Here is a 15141-nt window from a genome sequence, read left to right as displayed (position 1 = left end):
GTCAGCTATTGATCACGCAGTTACTGCGGGGAGACTTCGGTCTTCGGCTTGCCGAAGTGCCATTCGTAAACCACGAACTTGAAGTCTTTCAGGTCGCCCTTGGCGTCATACGACAGGTCGCCGGTCGGGGTCTTGAAGGTGCCAGCGTGGATCGCTGCAGCCACTTTGTCGGCGTCTTCGGACTTGGCCGCAACGATACCGTCAGCGATCAACTGCACAGCGGAGTAGGCCGGGAACACGAATGGGCCGCTTGGGTCCTTGCCGTCAGCCTTGATGGCATCGGCAATGGCCTTGTTCGCAGGGTCAGCGTCGAACGACTTCGGCAGGGTCACCAGCAGGCCTTCCGAAGCGCCTTGGGCGATCTGCGAGATGGAGTCGTTGCCGACACCTTCCGGGCCCATGAACTTGGCTTTCAGGCCTTTTTCTTGCGCCTGGCGCAGGATCAGGCCCAGTTCTGGGTGGTAGCCGCCGTAGTAAACGAAGTCGACGTTGTTCTGCTTGAGCTTCTGGATGATCGAGGAGAAGTCCTTGTCACCCGCGTTCAGGCCTTCGAACACGGCAACTTTGGTGCCTTTGCTTTCCAGGGTCTGTTTGACCGCGGTAGCGATGCCTTCACCGTATTGCTGCTTGTCGTGCAGTACTGCAACGACCTTAGGCTTGACGTGGTCGGCGATGTAGTTGCCAGCAGCCGGGCCTTGCGCGCTGTCCAGGCCGATGGTGCGGAAGATCATCTTGTAGCCACGGGCGGTGATTTCCGGGCTGGTGGCAGCCGGGGTGATCATGATCACGCCTTCGTCTTCGTAGATGTCGGATGCAGGCTGGGTGGAGCTGGAGCACAGGTGACCGATTACGTACTTGACGCCATCGTTGACCACTTTGTTGGCTACGGCCACTGCTTGTTTAGGGTCGCAAGCGTCGTCATATTCCTTGGCCTCAAGCATCTTGCCATCGACGCCGCCCTTGGCGTTGATGTCCTTGATAGCTTGCTTGGCGCCGATGAACTGCATGTCGCCGTACTGGGTGACGGGACCGGTTTTCGGGCCGGCGATACCGATCTTGATGGTATCGGCAGCAAACGAATGGCTGGCTACGCCGGCCAGTACCATTGCAGCGAACAGCTTGGAAATCTTGATCATAGTGCTCCACTCATTCTGTTGTAATTCTTATAGTCCTGGCGGTCAGGGCTACAGACCGGGCGGGATGTGCAATGGCCACGCCATACGCACGCCCACCTTCCCCCGGAACATGTCCCGGAACTGTACCGGTACAGTGTAGAGCGCTGGCTCGACGCTTGAAAAGCCATCAAAAAGCGTCTGTTTCGCGGGGTGTCGCGTGATCGACATAAACATACAGAATAGCGCCATCAAATAGCCTCTATTCAGCGATGCATCCCCCATACTCGGGAGCCGTCGAGCAAATTACATATTTGCAACCGGGTTTTTCTGCAAAAATAGCGGCCTTTGAGTTGGCCGATTCTTGCTGGTAGGAACCCATGACTGATCAAACAAGCACCCTCTATGCCAAATTGCTTGGTGAGACTGCAATCATTGAGTGGAAGGCGCTGGAGCGTTTCTGGGCAAAGGGTGACCTGATTTGGGTCGACCCCGATCTGGACCTGATTACCGTTGCTGCGGCGATGGCCGAAAACCAAGGTGAAATGTTCGCCAAATGGCGGGCGGATGGCACTGTCGGCCCGGTATCGGCAGAGCAGGCGCTAGACATGCAGGCCCGTGATCCGCAAATCTGGGCTGTGGTGGTTTCGCCATTCGTGCTCATGCAGACAAAGCCCGCTACAAATCAGTGAGCTTTTTTGGTGCGTAGAAACAGGCAGGCGGCTGCTCATGGTGCGCGTTGACGTGCACGTAAGGTAGAAGTAAGTAACACCGCGAGCTTCGTTCGGCACAGCGGTAACAGTTTACGGAATGCGTAATAAAGGTGCAGGGCGCTCGCCACTGCGCTCAAGTCGAGGCCAGGGTGGCACTGTCACTTGCTGGTTGCTGTTGCACACACCGTTGATGGAGTTGCTATGAGTACTGCATTGCCTGCGTTGGGTTTCGCTGGGATTGGCTTGATGGGCCTGCCGATGTGCCGTCGCCTGTTGGCTGCCGGTTATCCATTGACGGTATGGAACCGCAGCCCGCACAAGTGCGCCGAGTTGGTCGCTGCCGGCGCCCGGCTGGCGGCGAGCCCTGCAGAGCTGAGCCAGTACAGCGATATGGTGCTGTTGTGCCTGGCGGACACCCGCGTGGTCCGCGAGGTGGTGTTTGGTGAACAGGGGGTGGCCGCAGGCGGTCGGCACGGGCAGTTGTTGGTCGACCTGTCCAGCCTTGAGCCCAGTGCGACGCGGGCAATGGCAGCCGAGCTGGCAGCGCGTTGTGGCATGGCCTGGCTGGATGCGCCAGTGTCGGGCGGCACAGCCGGGGCTACCGCCGGTAGCCTGGCGATCATGGTTGGCGGCGCAGCGCAGGATCTGGCCCGGGCACGGCCGGTGCTGATGCAGCTCGGTCAGCGCGTGACTCACATGGGCGCGGTAGGCGCGGGCCAGGTCACCAAAGCCTGCAACCAGATGATCGTTGCCTGCAATGCCTTGGTGATTGCCGAAGTGGTCGCCCTCGCCGAGCGCTCCGGCGTCGATGCCAGTTTGATCGCCGAAGCGCTGGCCGGTGGCTTTGCCGATTCCAAGCCGCTGCAGATACTTGCGCCGCAGATGGCAGCGAGCGAGTTCGAACCGGTCAAGTGGCATGTACGCACGCTGCTCAAGGACCTCGATGGCGCCGTCAAACTGTCCCACGAGCAGGGCTCGGCCGCACCGATCAGTGGCCTCGCCGCGCAACTGATGCGCTTGCACGGTAGCCAGGGCTGCCTGGAAAAAGATCCGGCAACTCTGGTTGAGCTGTATCGGCATCTGCCGTGAGCGCCGGTTGCTGGCGGTCGAGGCGCTCCAGTACCGGGTACAGTTCGGTCAACGGCACCGGTCGGCTGAGCAGGTAGCCTTGCAGGTAATCACAGCTATGGCTGACCAGAAACTGCTGCTGCTCCACGGTTTCGACGCCTTCGGTGACTACCTGCAGGTGCAGGGTGTGGGCCATCATGATGATTGCCTGGACGATCTCACGGTCTTTCTGGCTGACCGGGACTTCCTGGATAAATGAACGATCGATCTTCAGTACGTCCAGCGGCAGGCGTTTGAGGTAAGCCAGCGACGAATAGCCAGTGCCGAAGTCATCGATCGACAGCGCCACGCCTTGCCCGCGAATCCGCTTGAGCAGGTTGATGACCTGCTGAATGTCGCCCATCAGGGCGTTTTCGGTGACCTCCAGTTCCAGTTGTCGCGGCGCCAGGCCAGCCTGGAACAAGGCCTGTTCGACGTCATCTGGGAGCTCTTCGCGGGCCAGGGTCAGCGCCGAGCAATTGACCGTGACCTTGAGGCTGGCGTAACCATGCTGATTGAGCCGGGCAAGGTCGGCGCAGGCGCGGCGCAGCACCCACAGATCCAGCTCGGCGATCAGCCCGTTGGCCTCGGCGATGCCGATGAAGCGGTCGGGCCCGAGCAGACCATGCTGCGGGTGTTGCCAGCGCACCAGCGCTTCCAGCTTGGCCACTTGACCGCTGCGTACGTCGAAAATCGGTTGGTAGTGCACGCACAGGCCGCGTTCTTCGAGCAAGGCAACCCGCAGTTCTTCCTCCAACTGCAGTTCCAGGGTCGCGCGAACACGCAGACTGCTATTGAAGAAGTTGAGGTTGTTGCGTCCGCAGCCTTTGGACTGATAAAGCGCCAAGTCGGCGTTTTTCAGCAATTCTTCGGCATTGCGGCCGTCGTCCGGATAGATGCTGATGCCGATGCTGGTGGTCATGACCATACGCCGTCCGCCCAGGTCGATCGGCTCTTTCATCCGCTGCATGATCCGCTGCGCCAGGTGACGGGCCTCGTCGCGGCTGTGCAGGCTGGTGACGATGCAGAATTCGTCGCCGCCAAACCGCGCCACCAGATCCTGGCTGCGGGTTGCGGCTTTGATGTGGTCGGCGATGACCTTGAGCAGATCATCGCCGGCGGCGTGGCCGAGGCTGTCGTTGATCCGCTTGAAGTGGTCGATGTCGAGGAACATCACCGCCAGCATGCCTTCATTTGCGGCGTGCTCGGCGAGACGTTCGGCAAACACCTGGTTGAAACCGCGGCGGTTGATCAGGTTGGTCAGTGCATCGTAGTGCGCGGCCTGCTGCAGCGACACCCGGGCCTGGTCAAGCTGGCTGAGCAGCACACTGACCCGGCGCAGGTCGTGCTCCTTGCTTTGCAGTTTTTTGTCGGCCAGCGCCGCGCTGATGCTGCTGGCGCTGATCAGCAGGGTGATGCAGGCAACGGTCAGGCCCAACTGCAGGCTGTTGTCAGTGGATGGCAGGCTCAGCGCAGCGTCTGCCGGGATCACCAGGGTCATGGCCGCCATGCCGGTAAAATGGGTAGCCACGATACCGCCGGCCATCAGCAGGCTGGCGCCGTACTTCATGGCCAGATGCAGGGTGCCGCTGCCGTTGCGAAAGTAACGCGCCATGACCAGCGCCAGCAGGCTGGCGACAATGGCAATCAGCAACGAGGCCAGCAGCAGGCTGGTCTGGTAGTACTGCACGGCGCTGGTCTTCATTGCCGCCATGCCGACGTAGTGCATCAAGGTCACACCGAGGCCGATGAATGTGGCTGCTTGCAGGTAATGAAGCGGGCTCATCACATGGCGCTCAAGGCTGTGCATGGCGAACCACGAGGCGAGTAGGGCAAGCAGCAACGACAACCCTGTCAGCGCGGCGTCATAGTGGGTTTCCAGCGGCGCGTGAAAGGCCAGCATGCTGATGAAATGCAAGGCCCAGATACCGCCTGCCAGGCAGCATGCGCCGAGGATCCGCCATTGCCGGCGAGCATTGTCGTTCTCGCTGTGGCATTGGCGCTCAGCCATATCCAGGGTGGCAAACGCCGCAGCGCTGACGACGATATAGGCCAGAATGATCAGCAATGGCTCGTGACGGCAGTCGATAACGATCTGTCCGGTTGCCGGTAGCTCGGCGAACAATTGCAGTCCCAGCCACTCCATCGCGCCTCTCCGTGGTGCCCTGCATCCGTCCCCGACGGAGACTCATGAATACGCAGTATAGGAAAAGGTAGTTAACCCTTCCTGATTAATGGCTATTTGGTTGCTACGATTTGGTTATCAGGCTGATAGCGGGCGGAAATAAAAAAGGGCGCCGTAAGGCGCCCTGGTTTTTACTGCTTGCGAGTCGTGCTTGGACTACTCAGCCCGCGACCAGCACCCGAATCGCTTCCAGACGCAAAGCCGCCTTGTCGAGCATGGCCAAGCCCTGCTCACGCTGTGCACGCAGCGCATCGATTTCGCTGTCACGTACCGTCGGGTTGACGGCCTTGAGTGCGGTCAGGCGTGCCAACTCCTCATCCGCTTCGGCAGCCAGGCGACGCTGCGCCTCGGCCACGCGCTCGACGTGCACCGGCTCGATCTTGGCTTCGGCACCACTGATGCGCTGGGCCAATACATCGCGCTGCGCCTGGATGAACTTGTTGGCGCTGGCCCGCGGCACGCTTTCGAGCTGCTCGTTGAGCGTCTCGAAGGCCACCCGTGCGGCCAGGTCGTTGCCGTTGGCATCGAGCAAACAGCGCAGGGCAGCGGTCGGCAGGTAACGGCCAAGTTGCAGGCTGCGAGGCGCGACCACTTCACTTACGTAGAGCAGTTCGAGCAGGACGGTGCCTGGCTTGAGCGCCTTGTTCTTGATCAACGCTACGGCGGTGTTGCCCATCGACCCGGACAGCACCAGGTCCATGCCACCCTGTACCATTGGGTGTTCCCAGGTGAGGAACTGCATGTCTTCGCGCGACAATGCCTGGGCCCGGTCGTAGGTGATGGTCACGCCTTCGTCGTCACCCAACGGGAAGCTGGCGTCGAGCATCTTTTCGCTCGGCTTGAGGATCAGGGCGTTTTCCGAATGGTCCTCGCTGTCGATACCAAAGGCATCGAACAGGGTTTCCATATAAATAGGCAGGGCGAACTGGTCGTCCTGCTCCAAGATCGCCTCGACCAGTGCCTGACCTTCGCCAGCACCGCCGGAGTTGAGCTCGAGCAAGCGGTCGCGGCCGCTGTGCAGTTCGGACTCGAGGCGCTCGCGGTCAGCGCGGGCTTCGTCCACCAGGGTGTTCCAGGCGCTGGCTTCGCCATCGCCGAGCAGCGAAAGCAAGCGCGAACCGTGGCGATGTTGTAGGGCGTTGCCGGTCGGGCAAGTGGCGAGGAACGCATTCAGTGCCAGGTGGTACCACTGGAACAGGCGCTCTTGCGGGCTGTCCTGCAGGTACGGGATATGCAGCTCGATGGTGTGCTTCTGGCCGATCCGGTCGAGACGGCCAATGCGCTGCTCGAGCAGGTCGGGGTGGGCTGGCAGGTCGAACATCACCAGGTGATGAGCGAACTGGAAGTTGCGGCCCTCACTGCCGATTTCCGAGCAGATCAGTACTTGAGCGCCGAACTCTTCATCGGCGAAGTAGGCTGCCGCGCGATCCCGTTCGAGGATGCTCATCCCTTCATGGAATACCGTGGTTGGGATGCCGGAGCGCACGCGCAGGGCGTCTTCCAGGTCCATCGCGGTCTCGGCGTGGGCGCAGATCACCAGGACCTTGGTGCGCTTGAGCATTTTCAGCGTGTCGATCAGCCAGTCGACCCGTGGGTCGAAGCGCCACCAGCGTTGCTCGTCATCGCCTGGGCCCTGGGCCTGGAAGGCCACTTCCGGATACAGCTCGGCGCGCTCGCCAGCCGGCAGTGCGCTGTACTGCTCAGGGTTAGGCAGCGGGTAGGGATGCAGATGACGCTCGGGGAAGCCTTGCACGGCAGCACGGGTGTTACGGAACAGCACGCGGCCGGTACCGTGGCGATCGAGCAGCTCGCGGATCAAGCGTGCGCTGGCTTCGCTGTCGCCATCGTTGACCGCAGTCAACAAGGCTTCGCCTTCGGCACCGAGGAAACCGTGGATAGTGGCGTGGGCCTTGGGCGACAGGCGGCCTTGTTCGAGCAGCTCCTGCACTGCTTCGGCGACCGGGCGGTAGTTCTCGCTCTCGGCGCGGAAGGCTGCCAGGTCGTGGAAACGATGCGGGTCGAGCAGACGCAGGCGCGCGAAGTGGCTGTCCTGGCCAAGTTGCTCGGGGGTCGCGGTCAGCAGCAGCACGCCAGGGATGACCTCGGCCAGTTGCTCGACCAGGGAATATTCCGCGCTGGCGTTTTCTTCGTGCCAGACCAGGTGATGCGCTTCATCGACCACCATCAGGTCCCAGCCGGCGGCGAACAGCGCGTCCTGAGCCTTCTCGTCTTCGACCAGCCACTCCAGCGCGACCAACGCCAGCTGGGCGTCTTCGAATGGGTTGCTGGCATCGCTTTCAATGAAACGTTCGGCGTCGAACAGCGCTACCTGCAGGTTGAAGCGCCGGCGCATCTCCACCAGCCACTGGTGCTGGAGATTTTCTGGAACGAGGATCAGCACCCGGTTGGCGCGGCCGGTGAGCAGTTGGCGGTGAATCACCAGGCCTGCTTCGATGGTCTTGCCCAGGCCTACTTCATCGGCCAGCAGAACGCGCGGGGCGATCCGGTCAGCGACCTCACGGGCGATATGTAGCTGGTGCGCGATCGGTTGCGCGCGGCAGCCGCCCAGCCCCCACAGGCTCGACAGCATCTGTTTGCTGTTGTGCTGCAGGGTGTTGTAACGCAGCGAGAACCACGCCAGCTGGTCGATCTGCCCGGCGAACAGGCGGTCGCTGGCCAGGCGGAACTGGATGAAGTTGGACAGCTGGGTTTCCGGCAGGGTGCGCGGCTGGTTCTGTGCGTCGAGGCCGTGGTAGACCATCAATCCGTCGACGTCATCGACCTCGCGCACGGTCAGCTTCCAGCCTTCGAAATGAGTGATCTGGTCGCCCGGCGAGAAGCGCACGCGGGTCAGCGGCGCATTGCGCAGGGAATATTGACGGGTGTCGCCAGTGGCCGGGTACAGCACGGTCAGCAAGCGGCCATCCTGTGCCAGGATGGTACCCAGGCCGAGCTCGGCTTCGCTGTCGCTGATCCAGCGTTGCCCCGGTTGATACTGCTGCGCCATACTGCCTGAACTCCCGCCGATGAAAAGCCGGCTATGTTAACGGATAGACCGGGCAGACCAAAGAGTTAACAGACTAGCCGTTTCATCGACGCCCACCCGCAGCGACGAGGATACCCAGCCCAATGCCTGCCAAGTACCGTTGGTTGACCGCTTCCATGGGCCTGGGCAGCTTGCTGCTGATGGCCGGTTGCGAGCAGAACAATTTCCAGTCCTTGGCGCCGATCGCCGCCGAGCAGCTCGAGGTGCTTGGTGTGCGTACACCGATCAAGAGCGTGCATTTTCGCGACCGCGACGGCGAGGGGCTGTTGGTGTTGAGCCGTACCGATGGCCAGGCCAGTGACCCCGAGAGCGAGCAGGAAGTCGACAAGGTGGTGCTCAAAGCCACCCTGTACGGGCGCACTGCCGGCAGCGAAGCGTTCAAGCCGCGCTGGCAGATCGAGCAAGAGACCGCCTGCCCAGGGCTGGACCTGGATGTCGACTTCTATACCGATGTCAGTGACGTCAGCGATCTGAATGGCGACGGTGTCGCCGAAGTGACTGTGGCCAGCCACGCATTCTGCGGCGGTGGTATTGACCCGCACGACATTGCAATCGAACTGCGTGAAGGTGCTTCGGTCTACAGCATCACCGGTCAGTCCTTGATCAGCCCGGCAGGAGAACAACCTATCGGCGGTGAGCGGGTTGATAGCGCTTCACTGAAGAATGCCGCGCAGGTCCTGCGTGATCATCTGGATGCGGTCTGGCAGAAGGTCTACAAACGGCCGTGGAGCGAAGTCAGCCCCGAGCCGGATGATGCAGATGACGATCTACCCGATTAAGCAAGCCTGGCTGGCGGCGCTCGCTTCCCGTAGTGAGGCACTCAAGGCCGGTTCACACCGGCCGATACAGTAGTGACAGGAGAACCTCAATGCTGCCGCCGATCATTCCACTCAGTGCCATGCCCGTGACCACCCAGCACGACCCGGTCAAACAGACACCGGACATCCGCCCGGTTGTCCCTGCGCAGCCAGCTCCCGATGACAGCTCGATCAACCTCAAGCAGCAGCGCGATCCCAACGAGCAGGCCTTGCTCCTGCGTGAAGAGCAGCGCCGCCAGCATCAGCGCCGCCACGATGAGGATGACGAGCGTTACGAGGCACTCGCCGGTGAGGAACTCAATGCCGACAACACCGTGCCTGTAGCGCCCCTGGGCGAACGCCCGCGCCAGGGTCTGCTGGTCGATATCGAAGTCTGACTGGCCAACATCGGCGCCTGGCGGCATCATGCACTTATCTGCTGACAGCCGGGCCCGCCCATGAGTGACGACAACCTGATCGACTTCGGTGCCGAGCGCGCCAAACGTATCCATGATCTCAAGGACAAGCGCCTTGATGAAATGCGCCAGGCCTTCGAGCAAGCCATGCCGCTGACCGCTGGCAAAAAGAAAAAGCCCAAGAACAAACCCAAAAAGCGCTGAAACTTGACGCAGGTCAACCCTGCGCCCGCCTCCAGTGCCCGGTCCCGGGCACTATTGACCCCGGTCAATTTCCTCCCTGCTCCTATTCGCTACCTTACATCCATCGGACGACGGCAGATAAACAGGGAGCGCCGACATGTTCTTCGACAATGTGGTTATCGCAGGTGTTGTGACGGTCGGATTGATGCTGGTCTTCTTCGCCGGTCTGGGCATTTTCATCTGGAAGGATTCGCACAAGCGCAAACAGCGCTGATCCTTCCCGATTCATGAGCACGCAAGGCATTTAGGGCGACTTCGGTCGCCCATTTTTTTGTCTGGATTTTCTTGCTGGCGCAGTGCGGCTTACTGTTCCGGCAACAGTGCTTGAACAGCCGTCTCAGGCCGATCAACGGCCAGGTGAAAGCTGAACACAGTTCCGCCCGCAAGGCTTGATGCCACTTGCATGTGCCCGCCGTGGGCGAGGGCGATCTGGTTGGCAATGTACAGGCCGAGGCCCAGGCCTTGTTGATGGGCTGTGGCGCGTGTTCGGGTAAAGGGCTGAAACAGCTGAGCGAGGGTCTGCGCGGGGATCGGTTCGCCCAGGTTATGTACGCTCAGCAGGAAGTGGCCGTCATGAATGTTTGCACCAACCGTCACCACACACTGCGGGTCACCATGCACCAGGGCGTTGGCGATCAGGTTGGATAACAACTGGGCAATCCGCTCAGGGTCACAATACAAACCGTCGATCTCGCCCAGTTGCAGCTGCAATAGGCGCTGTGGATGGACGCGTTGCAGTTCCGAGGCAACGTGCCGCAGTACCTCGGCCAGGTCATGGCACGGTTGCTGCGCAAGGGCGATACCGCTGCCCAGGCGGCCGCGGGCGAAGTCCAGCACATCACGCACAAGATTGCTCGCCCGTTGACCGCAGGTGAGGATGTGCTTGGCCAGTGCCTGGTGTTTTTGCTCGGTCAGGCGCTGCACCAGCAGCTCTGCGCCGGCGGTGATGGCGAACAGCGGGTTGCGCAGGTCGTGGCCCAGCACGGCAATGAACTGCTCGCGCACCTCTGCCATCGCTCGCTCCTGCTGCAGGGCGTGTTCGGTACGCTGCGCCTGTTCTTCATGTTCTATCTGCACCGACAGCAGGCGGGCAAAGCCCTCGACCATTGGCTGTACTGCGCTGTTTTTCAGCGCAAACGGCTCGGGATCAAGCGCGCAGATGGTGCCGAAGAAACTGCCGTCCTGCCGGTACACCGGCACAGAGATGTAACTCTCGAACTTGTATTGCTTGGGGGTGGGGTGCTGGCAGTAGAGCTGGTCTTCACTGGCCTTGTCGATCACGATCGCCTGATGTGAGCTGCGGATTACATTGCAAAAGGTAGTGGCGATGTCCAGCTCGCCGCCTACATCCATGCCGAACCCGAGGCTGTCCAGCACCGCACAGGCGGTCCAGCTGTGCTCGGTGACCCGCGCCACTGCAGCAAAGCGCATACCGGTGCTCTGGCAGATAACCTGAAGAATCGCCGGCACGGCACTGATGCGACCAATGGTGGCGATGTCGGAACTTACCGCGTTGTTCATGCAGGGTTCCACGGCCCCTTGGGCCACATCAATGATTTGCCGGGTATTCTAGCGGGCTTGCCAGGAGCAGATCAAAAAGCTTGGCGAAGCGCTGGCCAGTTGCGCTAGGCTGAAAGCTGCGCGTGGCCCGCCAGAGGCCGCCGCAGGCTTTGCGTGCGTCACTCTCTTAACTAGCGAGGTACGCCATGGCCATTACTTCTCAAGACATCTGCAGCGCCGCCGACCAGCTCAATGGCTTTGTCGGTTATCACGCCAAGCGCGGCAGTCATATCGTGCGCTTTTCCGAAGATGCGTTTGGCATGGATGTAGCGGACGACAGCATTACACCGTGTAGCGAATTCGTCTGGCGGGCCGAGTCCGGGCAGCGCATGGCGTTGTGCCGTGAGCGCCTGGCCCTGCTGCTCGGCCAGCATGTGGACGACCGCCTGAATATCGCCGAGCCGTTGCGCATCTATCTGCAGCGCAGCGATCTGCCGGAGATCGTTGCCGAGCGCCGTCTGCGTTGAATGTGGCCCCGCTCAGTCTGGGTATGCCAGCCTGAGCGGGGCAGCAGGCCCATGATTGAAGCTGACCTGGTCGCGGCCCTGATGTTTGGCGGCATAGAGTGCTTTGTCGGCGTGTTCCAGCCAGTGCTCCGGCGACTTCAAAAGCTCATCATAGGCTGCCAGACCAATGCTCAGACTGATCCGTAACATGGGTAGTTGCGGGTTGCGGTAGGCATTGACCCGCTCACGCAGCGCTTCCATCGCCAGCCCAGCCCGGGCTTGGTCAGCCCCTGGGAATATCACGCAGAACTCGTCGCCACCGTAGCGCCCGGCCTGATCATCCGGGCCAAGGCTGCGCTGCAGTTCCTGGCTCAAGTGGCGCAGCACGCAGTCGCCGACGACGTGACCATAAGTGTCATTGATGGCCTTGAAATGGTCGATGTCGATCAGGGCGATCATTGCCGGCAGGCGCTGTTGGCGGCTGATCTGGAACTTGAGCAGGAGCAGGTCCTTCCATGAACCGTGATTGAGCAAACCAGTCAGGCTGTCGGTACGGCTCAGTGCGCTGAGCTGACGTTTATGGTCGGCCAGGTTGATCGCCAGGCGATAACACACCCATCCAAGTGCTACGGGATACAGGGCCAGCATTGGCAGGCATGCCCAGACCTGCAGGGCGCTGGTCTGCAACTGCAGGCCGCTGCCCAGCATCGCGCTGGCGAGCAGCATCCCGGCTAATTGCCCGAGCAGCCCGCGCGCCAGCAGGGATTTGCCGCCGGCGGCAACATTGTTCATGGTCATCATCGACAGGATGGTCACGGTGGGCAGAGGATTGAAGTGCATGGCCGCCACCCAGAAGCCGCCCATCAGTGAGTCCAGCAGCAGGTTACGTTGTTCGGCGCGGTAGGGCGCAGTGGAATGCTTGGCCCATAGATAAGCAACGTGTGGCCACAGCAAGCCATTAACCAGCATCAACGCCCAGATCCAGCCGGGAGGATGCAGCGGTGCCATGGCGGCCATCACGCTGAACAGGCCGATGCCCATGCCGAGAATCCTGGGCAGGTAGATGCGCCTGACGAATGAGAGTCCCTTGCCGCTTCTGTTGTCGATCATGATCGTGGTTCTTCCGTGGGGCGCCGTTTATCGCATAAATTGCGTGAATATTGTTCAACAGACTCACCGCAGCGAAAAATGACCTTACAAGCCAATTCACGGTTGATCCAACGCTGTGGGGTAATATGAAGGCCTTGTTTCTCTACGGAGTGCTCCTGTTCATGCTGCCCACGGACTCCCCCGCCGGTGAACCGGCGCGTTATCAGGATGGGCGCTTTCATAACCATGCGGCCCTGCCACAGGACGGCATGCTGAAAAAACTGCGCATTGGTCTCAAATACCTGTTCTTGCGCAAACCACCGCAAACGCGGCCAGCGACGGCTATTACCTTGCAGCCGATGAGCCGGCAGCAGTTGCTTGATTCGCCAGACCACAGTCTGTGGCGGCTGGGGCACTCGACGATACTGCTCAAGCTGCGTGGGCGCTTTTTCCTCACCGACCCGGTGTTTGCCGAGCGCGCCTCGCCGGTGCAGTGGGCCGGGCCGCAGCGCTTTCACCCTTCGCCGTTGGCGACCAACGAGATTCCGCCGTTGGCAGCCGTGATCCTGTCCCATGATCACTTCGATCACCTCGACGAGCATGCCATTCGCCAGTTGGCGCCGCGCACGGATGTTTTCCTGGTGCCGCTAGGAGTTGGTGACCGCCTGATCGGGTGGGGAGTGCCAGCTGGCAAGGTGCGCCAACTCGATTGGTGGCAGGAGGCGGAGGTGGCGGGCGTGCGCTTCGCCGCCACACCTGCGCAGCACTTCTCCGGGCGCGGTCTGTTCGACAGCAATCAGACGTTGTGGGCGTCCTGGGTGATCATCGATGACGGGCTGCGGCTGTTTTTCAGTGGCGATACCGGTTACTTCGATGGCTTTCGTCAGATAGGCGAGCGCTACGGTCCGTTCGACCTCACGCTGATTGAAACCGGCGCCTACAACCTGGCCTGGCCCAGCGTGCACATGCAGCCCGAGCAAAGCTTGCAAGCACACCTGGATCTGCGTGGGCGTTGGATGCTGCCTATCCACAATGGCACCTTTGATTTGTCTACCCATACCTGGCAGGAGCCGTTCGAACGTATTCTCGCGCTGGCCGGCGCTGCTCACGTCAAGCTGAGCACGCCGCAGATGGGCGAGCGTGTCAGCCTCGACTCACCCCACCCCGGGCAGAACTGGTGGCAACCGCGCCCCCTGCGTCAGCAGGGCAGGGCGCAACCCAGTTCAGTTGTCTCGCGTTAGCTATTAAAGACGCGGCTCTTGGCGATCGTTATTTTCGTTGGCTTCCTTTAATAGCTTGGACGGTGGCTTGCCGCTGTCGCTGCGCACCTGGGCGTGGCTGATCAAGGCAAAGATGAAGCTGCCACCGATGATGTTGCCGGCCAAGGTAGGCAGGGCAAATTCGAACACAAAAGCCTGCCAGGTTTCATCGCCAGCCCAGACCAGGTAGGAAACCTCAACCGAGCCCACCACGATATGGGTGAAGTCGCCGAGGGCCATCATGTAGGTGATCAGCAGGATGATCCAGATCTTGGCGTTCTCCATTGCCGGGATCATCCAGACCATGGTTGCGATCATCCAGCCCGATATGATGCCTTTGGCAAACATCTGGCTGATGTCGTTTTGCATGACCTTGCGGCCTATCTCCAGGAATGCCACGTCTGCCTTGCTGTCGAAAATCGGCAGCTCGAGCATGACCCAGGACACCAGCAGCGTGCCGGCCATATTGCCCAGCAGCACCACGCTCCATAAACGCAACAAGCGGCCGAGGTTGCCCAGGGTCGGGGTAGTCATCACTGGCAGCACGGCAGTCAGCGTGTTTTCGGTAAACAACTGCTGGCGCGCCAGGATCACAGCGAGAAACCCGGCGCAGTAGCCAAGGCTGGCGATGACCTGTGCACTATCACCCTCTGGCAGGCGGGCATAGAACAAGCCCATAGCCATCAACGACAGGCCCATGCTCAGGCCGGCGGCAAGTGCCGACCACCACAGCGCGGCGAGGGTTCGCTCCAGCTCCTGGTCGCCTTGGGCGCGGATGATCTCGTGCAGCACCGCGGCCCGGGGCGGTTGGTTATGGCTGATTTCCTGTTCTTCATCCGCCGACAGGCCAGGGGTTTTGTCGCTGTGCGCATCGCTCATTACCGCTGTGCTCCTCAGGGTGTTTCTCTACAGATCAATTGCGCTGCCGTTTAGTTGCCGGGAAGGCCGTTATCAGCGCGAAAGTTTTTTCAGATCAAGGTGTTGACTCCAAATTCAGATCGCGTATTATTCGCCACCTCGCAGCGAGGCAGTCGCAGCGAGGCAAGTGTTAAACGCTTAAGGTTGTTAGTAGCAAAAAGGCAGTTGACAGCAGGTTGTAACGCTGTAGAATTCGCCTCCCGCTACGAGAGATCGCAAGCGAGTCAAGTGTTTGAAGTTGAACGAGTTT

Annotated in this window: 14 protein-coding genes; 8 read left to right on the top strand and 6 right to left on the bottom strand. The window is 60.9% G+C overall.

What is annotated here, in order from left to right:
• Window positions 1-20 precede the first annotated feature (20 nt).
• Window positions 21-1136, bottom strand: coding sequence for a branched-chain amino acid ABC transporter substrate-binding protein (locus ACIOAU_RS16605; protein ID WP_150571553.1), 1116 nt, complete (start codon window positions 1134-1136; stop codon window positions 21-23).
• A gap of 356 nt (window positions 1137-1492) precedes the next feature.
• Here ACIOAU_RS16605 and ACIOAU_RS16600 point away from each other — a divergent pair, with 356 nt between their 5' ends.
• Both ACIOAU_RS16600 and ACIOAU_RS16595 read left to right on the top strand, forming a co-directional pair.
• A complete protein-coding gene (locus ACIOAU_RS16600; protein WP_101321797.1) occupies window positions 1493-1804 on the top strand; it encodes a DUF2288 domain-containing protein in 312 nt (103 codons plus the stop codon).
• Between the two features lie 222 nt (window positions 1805-2026).
• Complete coding sequence (locus ACIOAU_RS16595) at window positions 2027-2914, top strand: NAD(P)-dependent oxidoreductase (RefSeq protein ID WP_220632447.1); 888 nt, start codon at window positions 2027-2029, stop codon at window positions 2912-2914.
• Here the strand turns inward: ACIOAU_RS16595 and ACIOAU_RS16590 are convergent.
• Window positions 2814-5078, bottom strand: coding sequence for a putative bifunctional diguanylate cyclase/phosphodiesterase (locus ACIOAU_RS16590; RefSeq protein ID WP_401183380.1), 2265 nt, complete (start codon window positions 5076-5078; stop codon window positions 2814-2816). The two genes, ACIOAU_RS16595 and ACIOAU_RS16590, sit on opposite strands and share 101 nt — an antisense overlap.
• A gap of 199 nt (window positions 5079-5277) precedes the next feature.
• Window positions 5278-8124, bottom strand: coding sequence for an RNA polymerase-associated protein RapA (gene rapA, locus ACIOAU_RS16585; protein WP_101321794.1), 2847 nt, complete (start codon window positions 8122-8124; stop codon window positions 5278-5280).
• Window positions 8125-8246: 122 nt separating this feature from the next.
• Between rapA and ACIOAU_RS16580 the strand changes: the two genes are divergently transcribed.
• The 4 genes from ACIOAU_RS16580 (at window position 8247) to ccoM (ending at window position 9833) form a co-directional block, all read left to right on the top strand.
• On the top strand, window positions 8247-8942 hold the full coding sequence (locus tag ACIOAU_RS16580) for a M949_RS01915 family surface polysaccharide biosynthesis protein (RefSeq protein ID WP_401183376.1): 696 nt from the start codon (window positions 8247-8249) through the stop codon (window positions 8940-8942).
• 89 nt (window positions 8943-9031) lie between these two features.
• Complete coding sequence (locus ACIOAU_RS16575; RefSeq protein WP_101321792.1) at window positions 9032-9358, top strand: aspartate-semialdehyde dehydrogenase; 327 nt, start codon at window positions 9032-9034, stop codon at window positions 9356-9358.
• Between the two features lie 60 nt (window positions 9359-9418).
• Window positions 9419-9580, top strand: a complete 162-nt coding sequence (locus ACIOAU_RS16570) for a hypothetical protein (protein WP_178080789.1) — start codon at window positions 9419-9421, stop codon at window positions 9578-9580.
• A gap of 136 nt (window positions 9581-9716) precedes the next feature.
• A complete protein-coding gene (gene ccoM, locus ACIOAU_RS16565; protein ID WP_275967712.1) occupies window positions 9717-9833 on the top strand; it encodes a cytochrome c oxidase subunit CcoM in 117 nt (38 codons plus the stop codon).
• Between the two features lie 89 nt (window positions 9834-9922).
• Here ccoM and ACIOAU_RS16560 read toward each other — a convergent pair whose 3' ends face one another.
• Window positions 9923-11140: an ATP-binding protein gene (locus tag ACIOAU_RS16560; RefSeq protein ID WP_401183372.1), complete on the bottom strand. Its 1218-nt coding sequence runs from the start codon at window positions 11138-11140 to the stop codon at window positions 9923-9925.
• A gap of 185 nt (window positions 11141-11325) precedes the next feature.
• On the opposite strand from ACIOAU_RS16560, the gene ACIOAU_RS16555 reads away from it, so the two are divergent.
• The gene (locus ACIOAU_RS16555) at window positions 11326-11646 is read left to right on the top strand and encodes a DUF2025 family protein (protein ID WP_101321790.1); all 321 of its coding nucleotides are present in this window, start codon (window positions 11326-11328) and stop codon (window positions 11644-11646) included.
• 12 nt (window positions 11647-11658) lie between these two features.
• On the opposite strand, the gene ACIOAU_RS16550 is transcribed toward ACIOAU_RS16555, so the two are convergent.
• On the bottom strand, window positions 11659-12735 hold the full coding sequence (locus ACIOAU_RS16550) for a diguanylate cyclase (RefSeq protein WP_150573607.1): 1077 nt from the start codon (window positions 12733-12735) through the stop codon (window positions 11659-11661).
• A 125-nt stretch (window positions 12736-12860) separates the two neighbouring features.
• Here ACIOAU_RS16550 and ACIOAU_RS16545 point away from each other — a divergent pair, with 125 nt between their 5' ends.
• Window positions 12861-13955 (top strand): MBL fold metallo-hydrolase, encoded by a 1095-nt coding sequence (locus tag ACIOAU_RS16545; RefSeq protein WP_150573606.1) that lies wholly within the window; start codon window positions 12861-12863, stop codon window positions 13953-13955.
• A 3-nt stretch (window positions 13956-13958) separates the two neighbouring features.
• Here the strand turns inward: ACIOAU_RS16545 and ACIOAU_RS16540 are convergent, their stop codons facing one another.
• Window positions 13959-14852: a formate/nitrite transporter family protein gene (locus tag ACIOAU_RS16540; protein ID WP_401183367.1), complete on the bottom strand. Its 894-nt coding sequence runs from the start codon at window positions 14850-14852 to the stop codon at window positions 13959-13961.
• Window positions 14853-15141 lie beyond the last annotated feature (289 nt).

The sequence above is a fragment of the Pseudomonas sp. NPDC088322 genome, from assembly GCF_044740745.1.
Lineage (GTDB): Bacteria > Pseudomonadota > Gammaproteobacteria > Pseudomonadales > Pseudomonadaceae > Aquipseudomonas > Aquipseudomonas shirazensis.
Note: the sequence above shows the minus strand (reverse complement) of the source record. Positions and strands in the feature narration are given on the sequence as shown.

Bases quoted from the DNA above. Each gene is read 5' to 3' on its own strand.
- ACIOAU_RS16605 (WP_150571553.1), bottom strand. From the start codon at position 1,136: ATGATCAAGATTTCCAAGCTGTTCGCTGCAATGGTACTGGCCGGCGTA.
- ACIOAU_RS16600 (WP_101321797.1), top strand. From the start codon at position 1,493: ATGACTGATCAAACAAGCACCCTCTATGCCAAATTGCTTGGTGAGACT.
- ACIOAU_RS16595 (WP_220632447.1), top strand. From the start codon at position 2,027: ATGAGTACTGCATTGCCTGCGTTGGGTTTCGCTGGGATTGGCTTGATG.
- ACIOAU_RS16590 (WP_401183380.1), bottom strand. From the start codon at position 5,078: ATGGAGTGGCTGGGACTGCAATTGTTCGCCGAGCTACCGGCAACCGGA.
- rapA (WP_101321794.1), bottom strand. From the start codon at position 8,124: ATGGCGCAGCAGTATCAACCGGGGCAACGCTGGATCAGCGACAGCGAA.
- ACIOAU_RS16580 (WP_401183376.1), top strand. From the start codon at position 8,247: ATGCCTGCCAAGTACCGTTGGTTGACCGCTTCCATGGGCCTGGGCAGC.
- ACIOAU_RS16575 (WP_101321792.1), top strand. From the start codon at position 9,032: ATGCTGCCGCCGATCATTCCACTCAGTGCCATGCCCGTGACCACCCAG.
- ACIOAU_RS16570 (WP_178080789.1), top strand. From the start codon at position 9,419: ATGAGTGACGACAACCTGATCGACTTCGGTGCCGAGCGCGCCAAACGT.
- ccoM (WP_275967712.1), top strand. From the start codon at position 9,717: ATGTTCTTCGACAATGTGGTTATCGCAGGTGTTGTGACGGTCGGATTG.
- ACIOAU_RS16560 (WP_401183372.1), bottom strand. From the start codon at position 11,140: ATGAACAACGCGGTAAGTTCCGACATCGCCACCATTGGTCGCATCAGT.
- ACIOAU_RS16555 (WP_101321790.1), top strand. From the start codon at position 11,326: ATGGCCATTACTTCTCAAGACATCTGCAGCGCCGCCGACCAGCTCAAT.
- ACIOAU_RS16550 (WP_150573607.1), bottom strand. From the start codon at position 12,735: ATGATCGACAACAGAAGCGGCAAGGGACTCTCATTCGTCAGGCGCATC.
- ACIOAU_RS16545 (WP_150573606.1), top strand. From the start codon at position 12,861: ATGAAGGCCTTGTTTCTCTACGGAGTGCTCCTGTTCATGCTGCCCACG.
- ACIOAU_RS16540 (WP_401183367.1), bottom strand. From the start codon at position 14,852: ATGAGCGATGCGCACAGCGACAAAACCCCTGGCCTGTCGGCGGATGAA.